This is a genomic window from Paenibacillus sp. KS1 (assembly GCF_001680695.1).
Taxonomy (GTDB): Bacteria; Bacillota; Bacilli; order Paenibacillales; family Paenibacillaceae; genus Paenibacillus_B; species Paenibacillus_B suaedae.
This window is the reverse complement of sequence record NZ_MAIS01000031.1, coordinates 1-21,659: the sequence shown is the minus strand read 5'-3', so window position 1 is coordinate 21,659 and position 21,659 is coordinate 1. Positions and strand designations below refer to the sequence as shown.

At 52.1% G+C, this 21,659-nt stretch carries 21 protein-coding genes; 16 read left to right on the top strand and 5 right to left on the bottom strand.

Annotation, left to right across the window (positions count from 1 at the left end; genetic code table 11):
* Positions 1-33 precede the first annotated feature (33 nt).
* Positions 34-2,331 (top strand): RNA polymerase recycling motor HelD, encoded by a 2,298-nt coding sequence (gene helD / locus BBG47_RS12465; protein ID WP_083189258.1) that lies wholly within the window; start codon positions 34-36, stop codon positions 2,329-2,331.
* A 209-nt stretch (positions 2,332-2,540) separates the two neighbouring features.
* Here helD and BBG47_RS12460 read toward each other — a convergent pair whose 3' ends face one another.
* From BBG47_RS12460 to BBG47_RS12450, 3 genes are read right to left on the bottom strand one after another with little or no spacing between them, the layout of a single operon-like run.
* The gene (locus BBG47_RS12460; protein ID WP_065291967.1) at positions 2,541-3,467 is read right to left on the bottom strand and encodes a glycine betaine ABC transporter substrate-binding protein; all 927 of its coding nucleotides are present in this window, start codon (positions 3,465-3,467) and stop codon (positions 2,541-2,543) included.
* Positions 3,468-3,472: 5 nt separating this feature from the next.
* Entirely contained in the window at positions 3,473-4,312 is an 840-nt protein-coding gene (locus BBG47_RS12455) for an ABC transporter permease (RefSeq protein ID WP_065291966.1), read from the bottom strand.
* On the bottom strand, positions 4,293-5,612 hold the full coding sequence (locus BBG47_RS12450) for a quaternary amine ABC transporter ATP-binding protein (RefSeq protein WP_083189256.1): 1,320 nt from the start codon (positions 5,610-5,612) through the stop codon (positions 4,293-4,295). The genes BBG47_RS12455 and BBG47_RS12450 overlap by 20 nt, the downstream gene beginning before the upstream one ends.
* Before the next feature lie 323 nt (positions 5,613-5,935).
* Here BBG47_RS12450 and BBG47_RS12445 point away from each other — a divergent pair, with 323 nt between their 5' ends.
* Positions 5,936-6,493 carry a GbsR/MarR family transcriptional regulator gene (locus BBG47_RS12445; RefSeq protein ID WP_065291964.1) on the top strand — a complete coding sequence of 186 codons (558 nt, stop codon included), beginning with the start codon at positions 5,936-5,938 and terminating at the stop codon, positions 6,491-6,493.
* A gap of 145 nt (positions 6,494-6,638) precedes the next feature.
* Complete coding sequence (locus tag BBG47_RS12440) at positions 6,639-7,832, top strand: GntR family transcriptional regulator (protein ID WP_065291963.1); 1,194 nt, start codon at positions 6,639-6,641, stop codon at positions 7,830-7,832.
* 126 nt (positions 7,833-7,958) lie between these two features.
* Here BBG47_RS12440 and trhA read toward each other — a convergent pair whose 3' ends face one another.
* Positions 7,959-8,606: a PAQR family membrane homeostasis protein TrhA gene (gene trhA, locus BBG47_RS12435; RefSeq protein WP_065291962.1), complete on the bottom strand. Its 648-nt coding sequence runs from the start codon at positions 8,604-8,606 to the stop codon at positions 7,959-7,961.
* Between the two features lie 153 nt (positions 8,607-8,759).
* On the bottom strand, positions 8,760-8,936 hold the full coding sequence (locus tag BBG47_RS29905) for a hypothetical protein (RefSeq protein WP_175400524.1): 177 nt from the start codon (positions 8,934-8,936) through the stop codon (positions 8,760-8,762).
* A gap of 142 nt (positions 8,937-9,078) precedes the next feature.
* On the opposite strand from BBG47_RS29905, the gene BBG47_RS12430 reads away from it, so the two are divergent.
* From BBG47_RS12430 to paaD, 13 genes are all read left to right on the top strand, one after another.
* Positions 9,079-9,840 (top strand): DUF3891 family protein, encoded by a 762-nt coding sequence (locus BBG47_RS12430; protein WP_065291961.1) that lies wholly within the window; start codon positions 9,079-9,081, stop codon positions 9,838-9,840.
* Positions 9,841-9,949: 109 nt separating this feature from the next.
* Entirely contained in the window at positions 9,950-10,474 is a 525-nt protein-coding gene (locus BBG47_RS12425; protein ID WP_065291960.1) for a hypothetical protein, read from the top strand.
* Positions 10,475-11,159: 685 nt separating this feature from the next.
* Positions 11,160-12,161: an ABC transporter substrate-binding protein gene (locus BBG47_RS12420; protein ID WP_065291959.1), complete on the top strand. Its 1,002-nt coding sequence runs from the start codon at positions 11,160-11,162 to the stop codon at positions 12,159-12,161.
* Positions 12,162-12,188: 27 nt separating this feature from the next.
* Entirely contained in the window at positions 12,189-13,139 is a 951-nt protein-coding gene (locus tag BBG47_RS12415; protein ID WP_065291958.1) for an ABC transporter permease, read from the top strand.
* Positions 13,126-13,914, top strand: coding sequence for an ABC transporter ATP-binding protein (locus tag BBG47_RS12410; RefSeq protein WP_065291957.1), 789 nt, complete (start codon positions 13,126-13,128; stop codon positions 13,912-13,914). Before BBG47_RS12415 ends, BBG47_RS12410 begins: the two co-directional genes overlap by 14 nt.
* 86 nt (positions 13,915-14,000) lie before the next feature.
* Positions 14,001-15,107 carry a pyruvate dehydrogenase (acetyl-transferring) E1 component subunit alpha gene (gene pdhA, locus BBG47_RS12405; protein WP_397376489.1) on the top strand — a complete coding sequence of 369 codons (1,107 nt, stop codon included), beginning with the start codon at positions 14,001-14,003 and terminating at the stop codon, positions 15,105-15,107.
* Positions 15,104-16,087, top strand: a complete 984-nt coding sequence (locus BBG47_RS12400; protein WP_065291956.1) for an alpha-ketoacid dehydrogenase subunit beta — start codon at positions 15,104-15,106, stop codon at positions 16,085-16,087. Before pdhA ends, BBG47_RS12400 begins: the two co-directional genes overlap by 4 nt.
* Positions 16,088-16,109: 22 nt before the next feature.
* Positions 16,110-17,459: a dihydrolipoamide acetyltransferase family protein gene (locus tag BBG47_RS12395; protein ID WP_065291955.1), complete on the top strand. Its 1,350-nt coding sequence runs from the start codon at positions 16,110-16,112 to the stop codon at positions 17,457-17,459.
* Positions 17,460-18,902 carry a dihydrolipoyl dehydrogenase gene (gene lpdA / locus BBG47_RS12390; protein WP_065291954.1) on the top strand — a complete coding sequence of 481 codons (1,443 nt, stop codon included), beginning with the start codon at positions 17,460-17,462 and terminating at the stop codon, positions 18,900-18,902.
* The gene (paaA, locus tag BBG47_RS12385; protein ID WP_065291953.1) at positions 18,895-19,887 is read left to right on the top strand and encodes a 1,2-phenylacetyl-CoA epoxidase subunit PaaA; all 993 of its coding nucleotides are present in this window, start codon (positions 18,895-18,897) and stop codon (positions 19,885-19,887) included. The genes lpdA and paaA overlap by 8 nt, the downstream gene beginning before the upstream one ends.
* Positions 19,884-20,228: a 1,2-phenylacetyl-CoA epoxidase subunit PaaB gene (gene paaB, locus BBG47_RS12380; protein WP_065291952.1), complete on the top strand. Its 345-nt coding sequence runs from the start codon at positions 19,884-19,886 to the stop codon at positions 20,226-20,228. Before paaA ends, paaB begins: the two co-directional genes overlap by 4 nt.
* 1 nt (position 20,229) lies before the next feature.
* The gene (gene paaC / locus BBG47_RS12375) at positions 20,230-21,063 is read left to right on the top strand and encodes a 1,2-phenylacetyl-CoA epoxidase subunit PaaC (RefSeq protein ID WP_065291951.1); all 834 of its coding nucleotides are present in this window, start codon (positions 20,230-20,232) and stop codon (positions 21,061-21,063) included.
* 15 nt (positions 21,064-21,078) lie between these two features.
* Positions 21,079-21,579, top strand: a complete 501-nt coding sequence (gene paaD / locus BBG47_RS12370) for a 1,2-phenylacetyl-CoA epoxidase subunit PaaD (protein ID WP_483310720.1) — start codon at positions 21,079-21,081, stop codon at positions 21,577-21,579.
* The last annotated feature ends 80 nt before the right edge of the window (positions 21,580-21,659 follow it).

Sequence of the window (21,659 nt, the reverse complement as noted above, 5' to 3'; positions counted from 1 at the left end):
CGAATCGGCCAGCAGGCGGAAAGGAGTTGCAAGGTGAACGAACAACCATCCATGAGGGATGAGGAAGAATTATATCTAACAGGCGTGCTTCGCTTAATGGATCGCCAGATCGCTGCATTAGAAGCGACCGCTGAGGAACGTCAAGCAGAAATTGTGGAGATGAAGCGCCAATTCTGGGACGAGGTATCGGTCGATAATGACGAGATGTTCGAGACGTATGTGAGCATCATGCAGCAGGCGAAGGACTTGGCAAGTCACGAACGCGTACAGAAGCATGCAGCCAAATGGCTGAACAAGCTGCGCAAGCATATTCAGGCGCCTTACTTCGGGCGCGTTGACTTTATAGAAGATGGAGACATGGAGACACTACCAGTCTATATCGGGCTCATGTCCGTGTCGGATGAAGAGAGTGGAGAACATCTTGTTTACGATTGGCGTACGCCGATTGCTGGGTTGTTCTATGATTATGCGCCAGGTCCGGTGCAATATCGGACTCCAGCAGGAGTTATTGAAGGAGAGATGACGCTCAAGCGTCAGTTCCTCATCCGAAATGGCCGCTTGGAGGCTGTCTTCGATACCGGTATTCAGATCGGCGACGACATGCTGAAGGAGATGCTGAAGCGGAGTGCTGATACGAAGATGAAGAGTATCGTCAGCACGATACAGCGCGAGCAGAATGCCATTATCCGGGATGACCTGCATGATGTGCTTATTGTGCAGGGAGCGGCAGGAAGCGGCAAGACGTCAGCAGCCATGCAGCGAATTGCGTACCTGCTGTACAAATATCGCAGCAGCATGCGTTCCGAGCAAATTATCTTATTCTCACCGAATGATCTATTCAACGATTACGTGTCCAGCATATTGCCTGAGCTTGGCGAGGAGAATATGACGCAGACGACGTTCCAATCTTATATCGAGCATCGGCTCGTCACCGAGCGCAGCATTGAGGATATTTATGATCAGACGGAACGCCTCATGCAGGGCATGGAACGCTGGACAGCTTCTAGAGAGGCAAGAGTCGAAGCGGCCGCGGCAAGATGGAAAGCTTCGGCGGGCTATCAGCAGATCCTCGATCGCTATATTGAATCATTGCAGCGGGAAGGCATGCGCTTCATTCGCTTTGGGACGCCGAAGCGGACGATAATTAGCACCGAACAGCTTGCGGAGCAATTCTATAGCCAGCTTGCGGATTGGTCATTGCCTGCTCGGATGGACAAGCTAAGAGATTGGCTGCTGGAACAGCTTCGTGCTTGGGCAGTGAAGGAACAGAAGCGTGTCTATCGCAAGCTGCAGCAGCAGCCGAATTATTTAGGGACGGAAGAAGAGCTTCGCGACTTGAGCCGCAAGCAGGTGAACAAGTGGTTGAAGCGGTTCCGCAAGCAGGCGAAGGAGCTTCGCTTCGTCGATTGGGAAGAGATGTATTGTGACTGCATGCGCAAGCTTGAGCATTGGGCGCGTCAGACAGATGGTATCGCGAGCGTCAATGGAACCATTGACGTGGAGACGATACGGGCAATTGGCCAGCGGGCAGTAAATCAATTCGAATCAGGGATGATTCCATTTGAGGACGCTTCCCCATTGCTGTATTTAATTGAAAGTGTAGAAGGATTCGACACCTTTAACCATATTCGACATGTGGTGATCGATGAGGCGCAGGACTACTCGCCGTTCCAATATGCGCTGCTGACTCGATTATTCCCACGCAGCCGCTTCACGATATTGGGCGATTGGAATCAAGCGATCTACGAATCGAATCGTATGGGGTCAGCGTCCGCGCTGCAAGCTGTATTCTCAGAGAAGAAGTCCGATGTTATTACGCTTCGCAAGAGCTATCGCTCTACTCGCAATATTATGGAGCTCGCGAGCAGTGTGCTGCCAAATGGCGAGAAGGTAGAGCCTTTCAGTAGAGAGGGTGAAGAGCCTATTCTCATTCGCTGCGAGGACGAGGAGGAGCAGCTGGATCAAGCTAGTAAGCAGCTATCGGCATGGACTGAGGCAGGGGAGCTTGCTTCCATTGCAATTATTACGAAGGATGAAGCGACAGCGGCGCAGGTTCACGAATGCCTGCAGCACAGCTTCCCGCAATTGAAGCGGGTATCGAAGCATACGAAGCAGTTCGTATCCGGACTATGGGTTGTCCCATCCTACTTGGCGAAGGGTCTTGAATTCGATGGAGTTATTGTATTTGACGCGCACGAGCAGGCTTATGGGAATGAAGCAGATCGCAAGCTGTTCTACACAGTGTGTACGCGAGCAATGCATCGCCTTGCCTTGTTGGCAGTTGGATCAGTGACACCGTTCCTTGGTTCCATGAATCAAGGAAGAAGCTAACGGATAACAACTTATATGTAAGCAATTGAAGAAGCGCCATGTGACATTGAATCGGGAATCCGATCCTTGCCACAGGCGCTTTTTTTTAAATGGATAATGTTATCGTGTATTCGCCATTACGATGCGCATAATCATCTGTGATGGATTGGATATCACGGAACGATGCTTCCGCTCTATCTATCAGACAAGGACTGCCCATAATGTGGGGTCTATTTCTTCATATCCTCAATCGATTGAATAGTAACATAAGAAGGGACGACGAGACCAATTTTGGTACCGTTCAAATTCGGGCCAAGATCGTCCACATTATTTTGGAAGCGCTCATAATAGTCCTTATGGGTAGTAGGCAGCCAAGCTGCTACAATTGCGTCAACGTCACCATTGGCAACACCTGTCCACATTGGACCAGCCTCTACCTGAATCAGATCGACCTTATACCCAACTTCATTTTCTAATACGGAAGCAATAATATTTGTACTCGCTATTTCGGAATCCCAAGCCACATATCCAAGCTTGAGCTTCTTACCCTCAACCTTGTCGACTCCGCTCGTCCAAGCCTGGACTTTGTCTGCATTCGCTTCGATCCAAGCCTTGGCTGCATCCTTCGGCTCCTGACCATCATGAATGTCCACCATTACCTTCGCCATGTCTTCAGCCGCCCATTCGAATTGATCCAATGTCTTGTACGCGCTTGGCTCATCTTCCTTCAATCCCTTGCGAGCAATCGTATGAATTTGCTCATCGCCGCCGTAGATACCCTTCGGATCCTCTAAGTATTTCAATTCATACTTCGCGAACATCCAGTGCGGCGTCCAGCCCGTAATAATGATAGGCTCCTGCTTCTTGATTGCTTTATCTAGAGCGGCAGTCATCGCAGCCCCAGAGCCTTCGATCAGCTTCCAATCGGTCAGCTCATAATCCTTAAGAGCTGCTTCTGTCGATTGCATAATGCCTGCACCGGCATCAATTCCGATAATCTTATAATCAACCTGCTTTCCGATGCTGCCGCCTGTTGAACTCGCGGTTCCATCATTGCCAGCCGTGCTGCTAGATGAGTCGGCGCATCCGGCCAAAGTCCAGCCTAACATAGCAACAAGTCCAGCCAGCACCCAATACTTTGTACGACGTTGTTTCATTTCCATCACGCTCCTTGTTTATTCGTTTTCCGTTTTTTCAGCCATTGTTGAGAGAAACGATCCAAGATGATGGCTAACAGTACAACAGACAGCCCTGCCTCGAATCCCTTGCCGATTTTGAGCATTGTGACAGCTCGATAGACTTCGGTGCCAATCCCTTGTGCCCCGATCATGGATGCGATCACGACCATGGATAGCGTCAGCATGATGGTCTGATTCACGCCCGCCATTAGTGTCGGCATGGCTACGGGAAGCTGTACCTTCCACAAGGTCTGCATGGATGTAGAGCCGAACGCGGAAGCGGCTTCGATCATGTCGTGCGGAACTTGACGTATGCCGAGTTCAGTTAGGCGAATGGTAGGAGGAACGGCAAAAATAATAGAAGCAATCACGCCAGGTACGATTCCTAGACCGAATAGAAATACGGCGGGAAGCAGGTAGACAAATGCCGGCATCGTCTGCATGAAGTCCAGTATTGGCTTGACAATGCGGGACAATCGGTCTATTTTCCCACAAGCGATGCCTAGCGGGACGCCGATGATGATTGATAGGATCGTGGCGACAATTACGAGCGCAAGTGTATTCATTGTGGGTTCCCAGTATCCAAGCCAATCGATGATAAAGAGTCCGATAAGCGTAAGCAGCGATAGTGACCATCGGCCGATGACAAAGGCAAGCAATGCAGCCATGAAAATGAGCACATAAGACGGTGGCAGCAGAAAGAGATCCGAGATGCTCTCTACAATTCGCTCAATCCATTTGGAGAGCAGTCGGAACCATCCATCTGCGTTCGTGCTTAGCCAATTGACGGCGTGCTCGACCCAATCACCGATTCTCAGCTGCATCGAGTGTCACTCCTTCCGTAGAGCGACTGCTATTGTCTGCGTTAGCTAAGGGTTCTAGGCGCTCGAGTCCTGATGAGGCAGTTGGCATAGATTTCGTAGAATCATCCATCTCATCCGCTGAGTCAATTAGATTGCCTGCAAGCGCTCCGAGTACGGCACCGCGTACAATGGCGCCCATTAGCTTGCCATCCGGATCGACAACAGCAATAGGAAGTTTCGCTTCGCCAGATAAGGCTAGCAGCTCATGAAGAACAATAGAGGGCGATACGATGGGAACGTCGATGTGCATGACTTGTTGCAAGGATAGGCCTCTGCGAGCTGCCTCGCTAGCCTGTTCGGCTGTAACGACCCCTTGAAGGGACTTATCCTTTCCGACGACGAACAGTGTGGAAATACCGATATCCCTCATTAATTGCAGCGCCACTCGCGGACCGCGATCTAAGGATATCGTCTCTGGCCTGCGCATAATATGCGAGGCGGTAAGGACTTTGGATAAGTCTACGCCTTCAACGAATCGCTCTACATATTCGTCAGCTGGCTGCATCAACATTTGCTCGGGGGTTCCAATCTGAATAAGCTTGCCGTCTTTCAGCAAGGCGATGCGATCGCCGATGCGCAGCGCTTCATCCAAGTCATGGGTAATGAAAATGATGGTTTTGTGCATTTTCTGCTGCAGGGCAAGCAGTTCATCCTGCATATCGCGGCGGATTAACGGATCTAGTGCACTGAATGCTTCATCCATAAGGAGGATATCTGGATTATTAGCTAAGGCACGTGCCAATCCAACTCGCTGCTGCATGCCGCCGCTTAGTTCTTCCGGGTATTTGTCTTCCCAGCTACCTAGGCCGACGAGCTCTAGCGCTTCAGTGGCCTTGCGGTAGCGATGTTCCTTGGAGAGACCTTGTATTTCGAGGCCATATGCGGCATTGTCAAGCACAGTACGGTGGGGGAAGAGTGCGAATTTCTGAAATACCATCCCAATTGTCCTTCGCCTCACCTCTCGCAAATCGGCTGCATTCAGTCTCGAAATATTCCGATCCTTCAGCCAGATTTCACCTGAGGTTGGCTCAATGAGTCGGTTTAGCATGCGCACGAGTGTGGATTTGCCACTGCCGGACAAACCCATAATAACGAAGATTTCTCCTTTTTCCACGGCAAAGGATACCTGGTTCACAGCTACGGTCGCTTGTTTTTCTTTGGCGAGCCGCTCTCTTGACCACCCTTGTTGCAGTAGAGTGAGTGCTTTTTGTTCGTGCTGTCCAAATATTTTAGTCACTTGGTTGACCTTGATCATGGACAATCCTGTCACCTCTCTTGCGTATGGAATTGAGCGTTATTTACGCTATATCCATTTTAACCCTTGGAAAAAACAGAGAACAACCATGAAAACAGTTTGTAAGATACGTTCAGAAAAAACTTTATGAACTTATTCTTTTGAATACTCCAATATGCTAAATATTGCTATCCCATTTGCTTCTTTACAATTTGTTCCTATTCTCTTACAATGTTCGTGGAACATAGAGAATGAGCTTTTACAGCAATGTTCGACAAATATATATAGGGCGGTTTCGAATCGGTCTGCCATTGCTGCAGGGATAGGATTCGGCACAGGAGGAATGACTCATGACTACGTTCGCACAGTTGACACAGGAGCAGAAGAGCGCCGTGGAGAAGGCTCGCAATCGTGTCATTGAAGCGATCGGACAAAATATGGACTTGTACGGCATGACCCATTCTACTGGGCATTTGTACGGCCTACTGTTCTTCAGCGATCATCCGATGACGTTGGATGACATGAAGCAGGAGATGGAGATGAGCAAGACAAGCATGAGTACGGGCGTTCGCACACTTGTGGACATGAAGATGGTGCATAAAGTGTGGGAGAAGGGGACGCGCAAGGATTTATATGAGGCAGAACAGGATTGGCATCAGACATTTGCGGATTACTTCGGTCTGAAATGGAGAAAAGCCGTAGAAATAAACTTATCTGCGATTCGACGTTCAGTCAAAGAGCTGGAGCTTCTGCGCGGCAGCTCGGAGGATGAACAGCTTGCGGCAGTCATTGCGAAGGATATCGCCAAGATGGAGCAGGCGGAAGCGTATTATGGATGGCTTAATCAATTGATAGATGCGTTTGAATCCGGTGATATCTTTACGTATATCCCGAAGCACGGGCGATAGTCGTCCGTTTAGATATGAATCGAGGAAAGAGCGGTGGAGAGTGGTGCATCGCTCTTTTTTTTGCTTCCGAATTTTCCCTAATCATTGTCTCTTCTACCTAAATGCTATATTATATATATTAAATTAATAATTAAGGATGATCTAAATGAGCTATGATTCTCGATCGCCGCTATATTTGCAAGTTCAGCGATATATTGAGGATATGATTCATACGAAACAATTGAAGACGAATGACCGGATTCCGACAGAGAAGGAACTGATGGAGCAGTTCCAAGTTAGCCGCATTACAGTTGTGAATGCGCTTGCAGCTCTTGTGAAGGAAGGGTTGATTTATCGAGTCCCCGGAAGAGGCAGCTTCGTAGCGGAGCAGAAATCAATTGGCTCCAGCACGGTACGTGAGGAGCAAGCTGGAGGTACAGAAGGACTGGATGTCAATGGAGCAGGCTCTGGAAGCCAGGAACGAAGACGAAATGTAGTCGGATTCATGATGCCTACATTGGATGATTATTTTGCGATGCGGCTTATTAATTCGATTCAGCAGACGTTGAACGAGCGTGGATACTCTCTAATCGTGGCCTTTAGCGGAGGCTCGAAGGAGCGGGAAGAGCAGACAATTCGGGAGATGCTGGACATGGGCATATCAGGCTTGCTGTTATTCCCTGTGGATGAAGATATCTACAATGAAGAAATATTGTCACTGAAGGTAAATGGTTTCCCATTCGTGCTTATCGATCGATATTTGCCTGGAGTGGACACCCATTATGTATGCTCGGACAACCGCAAAGGCGCGGAGATGGCGGTAGCTCATTTATGGGAACTCGGTCACCGGAATATTGCGATCTGCACAGATGCGTTCCGAGATTGTGTGAGTGTGCAGGATCGCATAGCAGGGTATATGAATGAATATCAGAGACGGGGGGCCATGATCAATCCAGCACTCATTCTAACGGATTTTACGCTTCCTGTCGGAGAGGAAGCTGATGATTCTGTACTTGCTCGGTATATGAAGAGCGAGATGGCCACTGCGTTTATTGCGCTGCATGGCAAGCTTGGCATGCGCATGCATCAGATCGCGAAGCGGGCGGGACTGAGAGTGCCAGAGGATATCTCGATCGTAACGTTTGATGACCCGGAGCACTTGGAGGAGAGAGAGACATTCTTTAGTCATATTTATCAGAATGAAGCACAGATTGGACGCCGTGCCGCTACTATATTAGCGGATATTATGGAGCGTCCTGATCAGGAAGGCCAAGCCGGCAAGGAAGCGTACCACAAGGTTATCCTCGAGCCTCAATTCGTAAATAGACGTTCAACTGGCCCATGCCAGAGCGAACAATAACTTCTGCAATAACCTACACAAAACCGCCAATCTCTGCGGCAAGAGGAGATTGGCGGCTTCATCAATCGGGTAAATCCTACAGTACGTGATCAAAAGCGGACTTTGTGAACAACCTCTACTTACGAGCTATACGTGAATTTGGACTAAGGACAGTACGGAGAAGAAGTGAGCAACGGAACCTGCAAGCACAAATAGATGCCATATCATATGATGGAAGGGGAAACCTCTCCATACGTAGAATATAGTGCCAAGTGTATACAGGATACCGCCAATGATCAGCATCGTCAGTCCGAAGGATGGCATAGCCTCTGTCAGTGGATGCCACGCCCACACGATCAACCACCCCATAGCAATATAGAGCAGCGTGGACATGAAGAGGAATCGCTTCGTGAAGAAGGCTTTGAATACAACGCCTCCGACAGCAATAGTCCATACGATGGCGAACAGTGTCCAGCCGATAAGCTTAGGCAATGCGATTAAGACAAGCGGTGTATAAGTGCCCGCGATGAATAAATAGATGGATGCGTGATCGAAGGTCTCGAACAAGTCCTTTACTTTTCCTTCAGGAAAGCTGTGCACCAATGTCGATGAGGTATACAAGAGAAGCATCGATATGCCATAAATCGTGAAGCTGACGACATGGATGGGTTGTCCATACAATGAGGCGAATACGATAAGCAGCGTCAGGGCAGCTATGCTCATAACGACTCCAATGCCGTGCGTAATCGCGTTAGCGATTTCTTCGCCGCGCGAATAGGTGTGAGTGTTAGCCATACGGCGGCACCTTCCTTTCTGTGGGATCCGTCCAATCGGATCTGCTTATTCATATTGTATCGAAGCAGGGAAGAAGCTGCAAATGATCAAAGGCACTTTTCGAAAAGATAACAAATTCGAGGAGATGAGGAGATACAAAAAGATTAGATGTCGTTAAAAAGCAACAGCGCCGTCATCTACCCGTTTCCGGCATAGGCTTCGGCGCTGCTCTGCTTTCTTATTCGGCACGACTTGTGTATACGGCTTCCGTGTCCAGCTTCCCCGCAGTAAGCTCGGGTCTAAATGTCCTGCGCGCTCTGACTTGCGGCGCTTGTTGGATGTCTTGCTCATAATATCCCTCCTAATTGTTCATCTCACACAGCATAACTGCTGCCAATGGAAAAATCAATAACCGTGAGTCCTAATTAAGGATCAAGGATGGCACTTCTTTCTCTTTATAAAGGTAGTACGACGATAAAGGAGTTGTATGGAAATGATTATTCGGACAAGGAAAGATGAAATCGTATGCATTGCACAGCACGACCATGGATATCTATCTGGCGAGATCGCTTCAAAGTTCCGCACGGAGTTGCTTGGTACCCGTGACAGATATGAGGATGCCATATATGCTGCCTACGAGCATGATTGCAGCTGGATCGGACTTGACGATACACCAATTTGGAATGACGCACAACAGGAGCCGTATACATTCATGGATTATCCGATGGCCTTAAAGCTTGCGTTCTATCGTAAGGGGCTGGACGATATCGAGACAGCCAATCCATATGCCAGCCTATTGTGCAGCAAGCATTTCGCCTCTTTCTTTCATGTAGAGGAGCAGCAGGACGTAATCGTATTTCTCCAGCATGAACGGCAGCGTCAGCAGCGAATTAGGGAACAAGTTGTGGATTTGTCGGATTCGACGATAGCCAATCATTTTCGAATGCTTCAATTTTGTGATGACCTGTCCCTGTATGTGTGCCTGAATGAACCAGGAGTACAAAAAGCAGAAGAGTTCCCTTGGTACCAGGACGGCTTCGAGCGCACAGAGCCTTTTAATATGGAATCAGGTGAGCAATTGCAAGCCGTGTGGCTGGATGACAGGACGATTCGGGTAACTCCAACTCCATTTACGGAACCGTTTACCGCCGTGTTATCTTATAAAGTTGTAGCCAAGGAGCAAATACACAAGTCAGGGATTGCAAGCGCCTATAAGGAGGCTGAACGGAGAGAGCAGGTCATTCATGTCACATAAAATTTTTTTCATAAAGATAATGAAGGGATTAACGAAGGGAATGTCGTCTTATGAAGCGACGTATGGATAACGAAATAGGGGTTGGGAAAGTAAAGGGAGGTAGAGGAGCTTGAATAGTAGAAGTATTAAGGCGCTCTCATTAATCGGCTTCGGTATTTTGCTGATGCTGGTTACATGGAGCGGATGGGGCGCTGAGAAATTTGCAACTGCGGGGAGCATATTCGGTTATTTTTGGCCAACATTGTTTGTCATCCCACTCGGTTTGTTTTTTCATTTTATGTTCTTCTTTGTTACCAAGGGGCGCGCAGCGGGGCTGCTTATACCTGGCGGGATCTTGATCGTTAGCGGTGTAGTATGTCAAATTGGGATGCTGTTCGATGCATTCGGTACGGTTTGGCCTGGATTTCCGCTTGCGGTGGCCTTCGGATTATTTGAATTTTATATCATGGGGAACCGTAATAAATGGCTCCTGATTCCGATATGTATTCTGACCTGTGTTTCGCTTTTGTTCTTTGCCGTCTTTTCATTAAGCGCGTTTGCGAGCTCTTCCCTAATCGGGATTACATTAGCAGCACTCCTTATTGTGGGTGGATCAGCGATGCTGTGGAAAAAACCGGAGATTTCGGATTTTTAAGCCTATACATACGGGATTTTTTGAGCAAAAGGAACAGGGATTATTGCCCTAAATAGGGGATAGCGGTGTACGCTGGTGATCTGATGATCGCGGTGTCACCGCTTTATTTTTTGACCAGTCAACAAATTTATACAAGCTTGCATAAGTGCTCAATCGACCTTGAATGGCCCTGTACCATTCAGTTTTTTGTTTTTTACGGCAGGGGATATAACATAAATCATACATTTCATATAAAAATTTGTCCAAATATTGACATTAGTTATGACGGTGTGATAATATAACGTTAAAATAACGCACCACAGAAAAAACGTATTACAAATGTTCGATTATGTTGAGCAACTCAACGATTTCGAATTGAAAAAACTCCAGCATTTAGCACGGCCCTGTGCATCTACGCGATCTTTACAACGCATACATACGCGACATCTCCACATCTAAGCCATCAGGCAGCAGCGCTCAGCCACGAGGGCAAGCGCATTCACATTTATCCTTCCAGATGAAACACAGCAACAGATTAGGAACGAATTTTCTACGAAGCAGCAGAGCGAATACCTAACATGTCTTGATACCACTAGAGAGCCTTGAAAGCCTTATATCTAAAACAACTCGCCAATACGCTTTTTATCTAATTATTATATTGAAAGCGCAATCAATACCAATTATTGTTGCAAAGGAGCGAGGTTGGATGAAACTGTTTTTCCCGATTTTTATGGTTTGCTCACTGTTGCTGACAGCATGTGGGAACTCAGACGAACCGAAGGACATGGGTAAGGATGCAGACGGCAAAAAGATGATCAAAATCGGCATTGCGCAGTTCGCAAATCATCCTTCGCTGGATGGGGCGAGAGAAGGCTTTATGCAGGCGCTGAAGGACGCCGGGTACGAGGAAAATGTTAATTTGCAAGTTGATTTCCACAATGCGCAGGGGGATATGAACAACAATCTCACGATCGCCCAAAAGCTGGTGGGCGATAAAAATGACCTCATTTTGGCAATCGCTACACCGACCGCACAGGCGATTGTGAAGGCGACGAAAGACATTCCCGTGCTGTTCACGGCTGTGACGGATCCGGTTGCATCGAAGCTGGTCAACAGTCTTGAAAAGCCAGGAGGCAATGTGACAGGCACGCGCGACACGAATCCAGACTCGATCAAGAAGACGATGGAGACGATGAAGAAGTTTTTCCCTGAGGCCCGCAAGGTAGGCGTTATCTACAATTCCGGGGAGCAGAACTCTGTTGTCAACATCGCCAATGTGAAGCAGGTGCTGCAGGAAGGCGGATTGGAGACGGTCGAGGCCACCGTGACGAACAGTTCGGAGGTGAAGCAGGCTGCCGATTCGCTGGTAGGCCGCGCGGATATCATCTATCTCCCGTCTGATAATACGGTCATTTCGGCGCTAAGCTCAGTCGTTTCGGTCGCTAATGACAAGGACATTCCGCTCTTCTGCGAGAGCAGTGAATCGGTTGGGGAAGGCGCGTTCGCATCAATCGGATTCAAATATTATGATCTCGGCTATGCGACAGGTGAGATGGCTGTGAAGGTTCTGAAGGGCACATCGCCGGCAGATATCCCCGTTGAGGTCTCCAAGAAGTTGGATCTGATGATTAACCCGAAGGCGGCGGAGGCGCAAGGAATCAAATTGACGGAAGAGATGACACAAGGCGCAATCCTGATAGAGAAATAAGTCGTTCCAAATTAGGAGGATGCTATCGTGCTATATGCGCTGACAGGTTCTTTGGAAGCAGGGGTCATTTACGCGTTAATGGCTCTGGGCGTTTACGTAACGTTTCGAATTCTCGACTTTCCCGATTTGACCGTAGATGGCAGCTTTGCCACCGGCGGGGCCGTTGCGGCTGTCATGATTACATCCGGCTATTCCCCGCTGCTCGCTACATTGGGGGCGCTGCTGGCAGGATGTGTGGCAGGAACCGTGACCGGACTGCTCCATACAAAAGGGAAAATCAATACGCTGCTGTCCGGTATTATTTCGATGATTGCTTTATATTCGATCAATTTGCGGATTATGGGCAAGGCGAATACACCGCTGCTGGGGGAAAGCACTCTATTCACACAGCTCAAATCCTTCTTGTCCAGTCTGCAGCCGCTTGCGATTTTGGCAGCCGTAGGGATATTCGTTCTGCTCATCAAATGGGCCATTGACTGGTTTTTGGATACAGAGATTGGCCTCGCGATTCGGGCCACCGGCGACAATACGAAAATGATCCGCAGCCTCTCTGCGAACACCGACAATATGAAAATTATCGGGCTGAGCCTGTCTAATGGCTTGGTAGCGCTATCCGGCGCGCTTTTTGCCCAATATCAGGAGTTTGCGGATGTCTCAATGGGAATCGGCATTATCATCGTCGGTTTGGCCTCCGTCATTATGGGGGAAGCCGTGTTCGGTCATGCTTCCATTCGGCGGGCAACCTTCGCCGTAATCGGAGGAGCTATTGTCTATCGCCTCATTATTATGCTGGCACTCCGCATTGGGTTGAATCCGAATGACCTGAAGCTGCTAACCGCTGTCATTGTGGTTGCCGCCCTTGTCATGTCACGGGTTCTAACAACATGGAAAGAAAGGCGGATGAGATCCTTTCAAGAAGATGCTCCACACCTATCCATCGACCACGGAGCAAGGGGGGAAAGCCATGCTGAAACTTGAGGGGATTCGAAAAGTGTTCAACCGCAGGACGGCGAGCGAGAAAATTGCTCTGCAACATATAAACTTAACGCTTCGTGAGGGTGAATTCGTAACGATTATCGGCTCCAATGGGGCGGGCAAGTCCACGCTGATGAATATGATCTCGGGCGGGATGACTCCAGATAGCGGAGCCATTGAAATCGACGGCGAGAACGTGACCAGCCTCTCTGAATTCGAGCGCTCGCGCAAGATCGGGCGCGTGTTCCAAGACCCGATGGCTGGCACGGCGCCGACGATGACGATTGAGGAGAATCTCGCGGTTGCTTACTCGCGTGACAAAGGACGTACCCTGCACCGGGGTGTGAACAAGAAGCGGAAGGATCTGTTCCGCGAGAGCCTTGCCTCACTGCACCTAGGGCTCGAGAATCGGCTGTCAGCTAAGGCCGGACTGCTGTCAGGCGGAGAACGGCAGGCGCTTAGCCTGCTGATGGCGACCTTCACGCAGCCGAAGGTGTTGCTGCTGGATGAGCATACGGCTGCGCTTGACCCGGCGCGGGCGCAATTGATTACAGCGCTGACAAAGGAAGTCGTCGAGCGTTCCAACTTCACGACGCTGATGGTGACGCACAATATGCAGCAAGCCATCGAGCTCGGCAACCGCCTGATTATGATGGATGCAGGCGAGATTATTTTGGATGTGCCGGAAGAGGAAAAGAAGCATTTGACGATTGAGGTATTGTTGAAAAAATTCGCCCAGTTGAAGGGAGTCGCGGATGACCGCTTGCTGTTGGGATAGCAAAAAAGGGAAAGGGAGCGGTATTGATGATTCAAAGTCAGGGGCATCCGTCTGCCTCGCCAGTTATAGAGAAGGCAGGAAAGAGAATGCGGCATGAAGATATGCGCGGGCTGCTTGAGCCGTATCAAGTGCTTGAACCCTATCAGGTGCTGGCGCCGGACGGAGAGCTTCGCCACCCTACCGAGGGAGCCATTGACGAGGATCTGGCAATAAAAATGTACGAGAACATGATGCTGACAAGAATGTTCGATCGGAAGGCGGTCAACCTGCAAAGGCAGGGCCGAATGGGCACGTACGCCCCTTATGAGGGGCAGGAAGCCTCGCAGGTCGGGAGTGCACTGGCACTGTCCCCCAATGATTGGTTGTTTCCCAGCTATCGCGATCATGCTGCTGCAATTACGCATGGGCAGGCGCTCAGCAGGGTGCTGCTTTATTGGATGGGCCATATGGAAGGCTCGATCAGTCCGGAAGGCCGCCATATTATGCCGCCATGCGTGCCGATAGCCACGCATTTGACGCATGCCGTAGGCACATCTTGGGCCGCTAAGCTGAAGGGTGAGAAGCAGGCGAGCATCGTGTACTTCGGCGAAGGGGCAACCTCAGAGGGAGATTTCCATGAGGCCTTGAATTTTGCCGGGGTATATCAGACGGCTACTGTATTCTTCTGCCAGAATAACGGCTACGCCATCAGCGTGCCGTTCCATGCGCAGTCCGCTTCCCGAACGATCGCCCAGCGCGCGGCTGCTTACGACATGCCGGGTGTTCGAGTGGATGGTAACGATGTGTTCGCCGTCTGGCTGACCGTACGCGAAGCGCTTGAACGCGGCTTGAACGGCGGCGGACCGACGCTTATCGAGGCAGTCACGTTCCGTTACGGGCCGCATACGACCAGCGACGATCCGCGCAAATATCGGGATCAGGCCCGGCTCTCTGCCGAGTGGAGGGAGCAGCGCGATCCAATAGAGCGCTTGAAGCGGTATCTCGTGAAGAGGGGGATTTGGGGCCAGGAGCATGAGGAGCGTCTGGTGGATCGGATCAGCGGCCTTATCGAGGCCGCGGTTGCAGAGGCGGAGAGCTATCCGAATTCCCAGCCTGAAGATATGTTCATGCACGTAAACGCTGACATGTTGTGGCCTGTGGCTGAGCAGCGGGAACAGAGCGGCCTGTGTGCGGAAAGGCAGGGTGAAGCATGAGCCGGAACGTAACGATATTACAAGCGATTAATGAAGCGCTCGATCAGAAGCTGGCGGACGATCAGCGCGTCATGCTTACAGGAGAAGACATTGGCGTCAACGGCGGTGTATTTCGGGCAACGGAAGGACTGTTCGAGAAGTACGGCCAGGAACGGGTTGTGGATACGCCGCTGGCTGAAGCCGGCATTATTGGCTCAGCAATCGGGCTGGCGTTGAATGGCTTCATTCCAGTCGTTGAAATTCAGTTTTTGGCCTTCATTTATCCCGGCTTCGAGCAGATCGTCACACATGCGGCCCGCATGCGATATCGGACGCGGGGACAGTACAATGTCCCACTTGTTATTCGCACGCCTTACGGCGCGGGAATTAGAGGGCCAGAGCTTCATTCGGAGAGTGTGGAAGCATTCTTCGTTCATACGCCCGGGCTTAAGGTGGTCGTACCGAGCAATCCTTACGATGCCAAGGGTTTGCTTGTTAGCGCCATTGAGGATCCCGATCCGGTCGTATTTTTGGAACCGGCAAGGATTTATCGGGCCTTCAAGGCAGAAGTGCCGGAAGAGATGTACCGCATTCCGCTAGGGAAGGCGAACATTGTCCGGGAAGGCACAGATGTGACGCTGATTTCATGGGGGGCCATGATGCGGGTGGCGCTTGAAGCGGCGCGGCAGCTGGAGCAGGAGAAGGGCTGGTCTTGTGAGGTCATCGATCTCCGCTCGTTGTATCCGCTTGATCGGGATGCAATTGCCGCATCCGTGAAGAAAACAGGCCGCGCGATAATTGTTCATGAGGCGCAGAAAACGGCCGGCGTCGGAGCAGAAATTGTTTCGCTGATCAATGATGAAGCGCTGATGTATTTGCGGGCTCCGATTCAGCGAATTACTGGCTTTGATGTGCCAGTTCCGCAGTTCTCGCTCGAGGATGTCTATGTTCCGACGGTCGGGCGGGTAAGAGAGGGAATCGCTGCAGCGATACAGTTCTGACCGTTCAGGAGGAGGAACGCGAATGATAGAGTTCAAGCTTCCCGACGTAGGAGAAGGCATCCACGAAGGGGAGATCGGAAAATGGCTCATTAAGGAAGGGGAATGGGTGGCCTGCGATCAGCCGATCGTCGAGGTGCAGACGGACAAAGTGAACGCCGAGCTGACCGCTCCGGCGGCCGGCGTAGTGCGCAAGCTGATGTTCGCCGAGGGCGCTGGAGTTCGAGTAGGCGAGGTATTGTTCCTTCTCGAAGCGGAGGGGCGCATTCCTGCGATAGAAGCGGGCAAGGCGGAACAGGCGGCTTCAGTAGCAGCGGTTGTCAACGCTCCTTCGCCATCACCAGCAGAGGCCTTGCCATTGTCTGCAGCGGCATCGCCGTCGGTGTCTGCTGAATTACCTGTGGGAAGAGTGCGCGCAGCTCCCTATGTTCGCCAGCTTGCGAGGCAGTTGAATGTCGACATCGAGCAGGTGAAGGGAAGCGGAGCCGCCGGGCGGATATCCGAAGAGGACGTACGGCGCTATGCTGCTGCGGGCACGACTAAGGAAGCGGAAGGGGCAGGGGCAGACCTAACATGGGAAAATGCGGTTCAGCCTGCGCTGGAGCGAACGGCTTCCGTTGTCCGGCCGCAGAATGCCGCTGCCAGGTTGCAAGGGGCCGCACCGACTTCTTGTGCCGAGGAACGGCTTCCGCTGCGCGGCGTTCGCTTGAGGATCGCCGAGAGGCTGGTTAAGGCAGTGAGCATCATCCCGCATGTCACGCAGGTGGATGAACTGGAAGCCGATGCCCTGCAGGCGCTGCGTGAGCGGATTCGGCCGCTGGCGGCCGAACGGCAGGTGAAGTTGACATACTTGCCGTTTTTCATCAAGGCAATTGTCATCGCGCTTAAGGAATTCCCATTCTTCAACGCTTCGCTTGATGACGAGACGAAGGAAATTGTGTTGAAGCGCTATTATCACATCGGGATTGCGACCGATACACCGGACGGTCTAATTGTTCCGGTTATCCGGGACGCTGACCGGAAGACAGTATTTGAGCTGGCAGAAGAGATTGGGCAGCTGTCGGAGCGGGCTCGGGAAGGAAAGCTGAAGCTTGAGGAAATTACCGGAGGTACCTTCACGATCAGCAATGTCGGTTCGATTGGCAGTCTTCTCGCAACGCCGATCATTAACCATCCGGAGGCGGCCATCCTGGCGCTGCACAAAATGGAGCAGCGCATGGTCGTTCGCAATGGGGAAGGTGTTATCCGCCTCATGATGAATATGGCGCTTTCCTTCGACCATCGGCTTATCGATGGGGCGGAGGCGATTCGATTCACGAATCGGATCAAGCAGCTGCTGGAGCAGCCTGACTTATTATGGGCGGAGATGGTATAGATGGTCGTCGGTGAAATTTCAGTAGAAACGGATGTTGTTGTCATTGGCGGCGGGCCTGGCGGCTATACGTCAGCGATCCGGCTGGGCCAATTGGGCAAATCGGTCGTGTTGGTGGAAAAGGAGGAGCTCGGCGGTGTTTGTCTTCATTCGGGCTGCATTCCATCCAAGGCGCTGATTCATGCGGCCGGATTGTATGACGAAGCCAGAGCGGCTTCCAAGCTGGGACTGCGGATAGAGCCTGGGGCTCTTTCCTTCAATATGTCCGATTGGCAGTTGTGGAAGTCCGGCATTGTCGGCAGGCTGGGAAGCGGAGTGGCGCAGCTCTGCGCCGCTAACGGGGTTACGGTCGTGAAGGGGAGCGCAGTCTTCCTGTCCGATGACCGCGTCGGGGTAGAGACGGAATCCGGCTTCGAGACCTACAAGTTCAAGCAGGCGGTTATCGCGACAGGATCGCGGCCGCATCTTCCAGCATTTGCTGCGGCAGGTGGTTCCCGCATCCTCACTTCCACGGGGGCGCTGGAATTGGACAGTATACCAGAGCGTTTAGCCATTATCGGGAGCGGCTATATCGGCATCGAATTGGGCATGGCATTCGCCAAGCTTGGATGCCGCGTCACACTTATTGAGCGCGAGGAGCGGATTCTCCCCCTTGTGGAAGGCAGCCTCGCTGCGGAAGTGAAGCGGCGCGCCGGCAAGCTAGGGATGGTTATCAAGACGGGCACGGAAGTGCGCGCGATTATGGAGCATGACGATGATGTCGAGCTGCGACTCGAATCGAGACAGCAAGGGGAGGAGAGCGTCCGCTGCGACAAGGTGCTTGTGACGGTCGGACGCATGCCGAACACAGAAGGACTCGGTCTCAGTCAGGCCGGGGTACGAATGGATGAGCGCGGCTATGTTCCGGTCGATGCGGAATGCCGAACCAATGTGCGCCACATTTTCGCCATTGGTGATATTACGCCGGGGCCTGCTCTTGCTCATCGCGCCGCGAGGCAGGGAACGGTCGCCGCGGAGGTGATCGGCGGATTGCCGAGTGCTTTCGACTCGCCGTATGTGCCGTACGTTATTTTTTCTGACCCGCAAATTGCCGGAGTGGGACTGACGCGGGCGGAAGCCGAGCGGCAGGGCATTAAGGTGAAGACGGGCCGCTTTCCTTTCCGTGCCAACGGATACGCATTGGCGGCTGGGAAGACAGACGGTTTTGCGGAAGTAGTCGTCGAAGAGGAAACCGGCTTGCTGTTGGGCATGCATGCGGTGGGGGCGGATGCCGGCAGCTTGATTGGCCAGGGGGTCCTCGCCCTCGAAATGGCTGCGAGAGCGGAGGATGTGGCTATGACGGTGCATCCGCACCCGACGCTTAGTGAAGGCTGGCTGGAAGCCGCCGCCGCCGCTTTGGGGCATGCCATACACATTGTGAACGAGAGGAGGCTGGAAGATGAGTAATCGGAAGGGCCAGGATGGATCGCTGGACGACGAGCGTTTGGCGCATTTTCTGAACCGAATTGACCGGGGCGACAAGATTGAAGCGGACGATTGGATGCCAGACGATTACCGCAACCAGTTAATTAAGCTGATATCGATGCATGGCGTTAGTGAAATAATGGGGGCGCTTCCGGAGAAGGAATGGGTTCCGAAGGCGCCGACGCTGCGCCGCAAACTGGCGATTATGGCCAAGGTGCAGGATGAGATGGGACATGGACAGCTGCTGCTGCGGGTCGCGGAGGATCTAATGGCGCCGCTTGGCCAGACTCGTGAGGATCTGCTGCGCAATCTGTTCTCAGGAAAGCTGAAATTCCACAACGTGTTCCATATGGAGGCGCCCACATGGGCAGATGCAGGCGTCATCGCCTGGCGTGTAGACGGTGCGGCAATCATTACCCAGTCCATGTCGCTGGAGACATCCTACGCGCCATATGCCCGCGCGCTCCAGCGCATATGCGCGGAAGAGAAATTCCATGCTCAGCACGGCGAGAGCATCGTACTGGAGCTGGCCGAAGGAACGCCAGCGCAGCGCCGGATGCTGCAGGAGGCCGTAAACCGCTGGTGGCCTTCCTTGCTGATGTTCTTTGGCCCGCCAGAAGGCGGAACCGTGTCCAGCAACCAGCAGATGAACATGCGTTACAAGATTCGCACGCAGACGAACGAGGAGCTGCGGCAGGCCTTTTTCCATAAATATGTGAACCGGATTTATCATTTGGGCTTGACGCTTCCGGACGACACGATTCGTTACGACGAAGCGGAGGGTGTCTGGCATTACCAGCAGCCCGATTGGGATCTCTTTGTACAAATTGTGCGTGGGAACGGACCTTGCTCGGCACAGCGGCTGCGGCTCCGGAAAACGTCCTACGAAGAGGCGGAATGGGTGCGGGAAGCGATGGTGGCGCCTCCGCCCCGTACATCCTATGCGGCTGGAGGAGGGGCGATATGAGCAGCGAACGGAAAGAGAAATTTGCCGTCTATGAGGTATTCAGCCAAAAGAGCCCGTCTGCCGGCTTCGTGCACCAGTTCAGCTTGTTGGCGCCTAACCCGGAAGCCGCGCTCCTGATGGCGCGGGAGAACTTCATGCGCCGCGAGCCCTGCATCAACATCTGGGTTGTGAAGCGCGATGATATTCACGGACTGACACCGGAGGAACGCGAGAGCCTCGAACGACTGGACAACAAAAGCTACCGCGAAACAAAGGGATATGGCGACATCCAATCGAGGTGGCGGCGCCACAAGGAAGAGTATGAGAGCAAGGTGGATATCGCAGCACAGAAGGAGGGGTGAAATGTCGGAGCATATCGAAGTAGCGGCGGCGGAAGAGGCCAAGCGCCGCCCGGATTATACTCGGGCGCTGCAGGAGCTCTTGCTGCAGATTGCAGACGATGACTATATTTTGGCATACCGGGGATCGGAATGGCTTGGGCTGGCCCCTCACATCGAAGAAGATGTCGCTTTCTCCTCGATGGCGCAGGACATGATGGGGCATGCAGCGATGCTATACGAGATGCTGGAGGAGTTGGGAGCTGGCAAGGCGGATGACCTGGCGCATTTGCGCAGCCCGGAGGCTTTCCGCAATGCCATACTGCTCGAGCGACCGAATGGACCAGGCGAGTATGCGAATGAGCCGCATTACGACTGGGCGTTCGCGATTGCCCGCTGCAGCCTATACGGCATATTCAAGGAAATCCGGCTGGAAGTGCTGACCCATTCTTCGTATGTGCCGCTAAGGCAGGAGGCCAGCAAAATGCTGCGCGAGCATCAGTATCACAGCCGGTATTGGCGCTCCTGGTTCACGCGGCTGGCAGGCGGCACGAACGAGGCGCGTTCCCGATTGATTGCGGCCGTAGCCCAGGCGTGGAGCGATATAGGAAGCCTGTTCCCGCTAGGCAGCGAGGAGGAGGCGATCGTACGCTTCGGTCTGAGCATAGGTGGCGATGAATTGGCACGGCTCTGGAAGACTTCGGCGCAGAGCTTGTTCGAAGCGAGTAGGCTCGCATGGCCAGGAGACTGGATTATTCCTGTCAGGACTGGACGCGACGGGCAGCATACCGACGATTTGCAGAAAGTCGTCGCCATCTTGTCGGAGGTGTACCGGATTGACCCGGCGGCCAGCTGGTAAAGGAGGCGGTTCATCGTGACGCAGATGATGCGGCAGATGCCAACGGGGCTTGAGGAACGAATTTGGGCACTGCTGCAGGAGGTCAAGGATCCAGAAATCCCCGTTATCAGCATGATCGAGATGGGGATGATTCACAGGGTAGTTGTAGACGAGAGCGTGGTTGAGGTGGAGGTACTGCCGACCTTCATTGGCTGTCCTGCTCTGGAATTGATGAGGAGCGAAATTCAGGAGAAGCTGCTTTCCATCGAGGAAGTGCGCGAGGCGATCGTCCACTTCCTGCGGGAACCAGCCTGGATCTCGGATCGGATTAGCGACGAAGGCCGGGAGAAGCTGCGTTCATTCGGCATTGTTGCACCGCCGCGCGGTTGTACGCCGGGCGAAGAGTGGAAGGTGCGGTGCCCCTACTGCGATTCTCCGTACACACGCATGGACAATATGTTCGGTCCGGCGGCTTGCCGCAGCATTTTATACTGCAGGCACTGCAAAAATCCGTTCGAAGCTTTGAAAGTGTTGTAAGGCTAGGCTTGTATGGTTCGTAATGCCTTTAATGCTCTAGTGCTTAGTGTTTAATGCTTAATGCTTAATGCTTAATGCTT

What these genes read in the sequence shown, in the direction of transcription:
- BBG47_RS29905 (WP_175400524.1), bottom strand. Translation starts at nt 8,936, where the DNA reads ATGAGCAAGACATCCAACAAGCGCCGCAAGTCAGAGCGCGCAGGACAT.
- BBG47_RS12400 (WP_065291956.1), top strand. Translation starts at nt 15,104, where the DNA reads ATGAGCCGGAACGTAACGATATTACAAGCGATTAATGAAGCGCTCGAT.
- BBG47_RS12460 (WP_065291967.1), bottom strand. Translation starts at nt 3,467, where the DNA reads ATGAAACAACGTCGTACAAAGTATTGGGTGCTGGCTGGACTTGTTGCT.
- paaA (WP_065291953.1), top strand. Translation starts at nt 18,895, where the DNA reads ATGAGTAATCGGAAGGGCCAGGATGGATCGCTGGACGACGAGCGTTTG.
- paaB (WP_065291952.1), top strand. Translation starts at nt 19,884, where the DNA reads ATGAGCAGCGAACGGAAAGAGAAATTTGCCGTCTATGAGGTATTCAGC.
- BBG47_RS12430 (WP_065291961.1), top strand. Translation starts at nt 9,079, where the DNA reads ATGATTATTCGGACAAGGAAAGATGAAATCGTATGCATTGCACAGCAC.
- BBG47_RS12445 (WP_065291964.1), top strand. Translation starts at nt 5,936, where the DNA reads ATGACTACGTTCGCACAGTTGACACAGGAGCAGAAGAGCGCCGTGGAG.
- lpdA (WP_065291954.1), top strand. Translation starts at nt 17,460, where the DNA reads ATGGTCGTCGGTGAAATTTCAGTAGAAACGGATGTTGTTGTCATTGGC.
- paaC (WP_065291951.1), top strand. Translation starts at nt 20,230, where the DNA reads ATGTCGGAGCATATCGAAGTAGCGGCGGCGGAAGAGGCCAAGCGCCGC.
- BBG47_RS12395 (WP_065291955.1), top strand. Translation starts at nt 16,110, where the DNA reads ATGATAGAGTTCAAGCTTCCCGACGTAGGAGAAGGCATCCACGAAGGG.
- trhA (WP_065291962.1), bottom strand. Translation starts at nt 8,606, where the DNA reads ATGGCTAACACTCACACCTATTCGCGCGGCGAAGAAATCGCTAACGCG.
- BBG47_RS12455 (WP_065291966.1), bottom strand. Translation starts at nt 4,312, where the DNA reads ATGCAGCTGAGAATCGGTGATTGGGTCGAGCACGCCGTCAATTGGCTA.
- BBG47_RS12420 (WP_065291959.1), top strand. Translation starts at nt 11,160, where the DNA reads ATGAAACTGTTTTTCCCGATTTTTATGGTTTGCTCACTGTTGCTGACA.
- pdhA (WP_397376489.1), top strand. Translation starts at nt 14,001, where the DNA reads ATGCGGCATGAAGATATGCGCGGGCTGCTTGAGCCGTATCAAGTGCTT.
- BBG47_RS12440 (WP_065291963.1), top strand. Translation starts at nt 6,639, where the DNA reads ATGAGCTATGATTCTCGATCGCCGCTATATTTGCAAGTTCAGCGATAT.
- BBG47_RS12410 (WP_065291957.1), top strand. Translation starts at nt 13,126, where the DNA reads ATGCTGAAACTTGAGGGGATTCGAAAAGTGTTCAACCGCAGGACGGCG.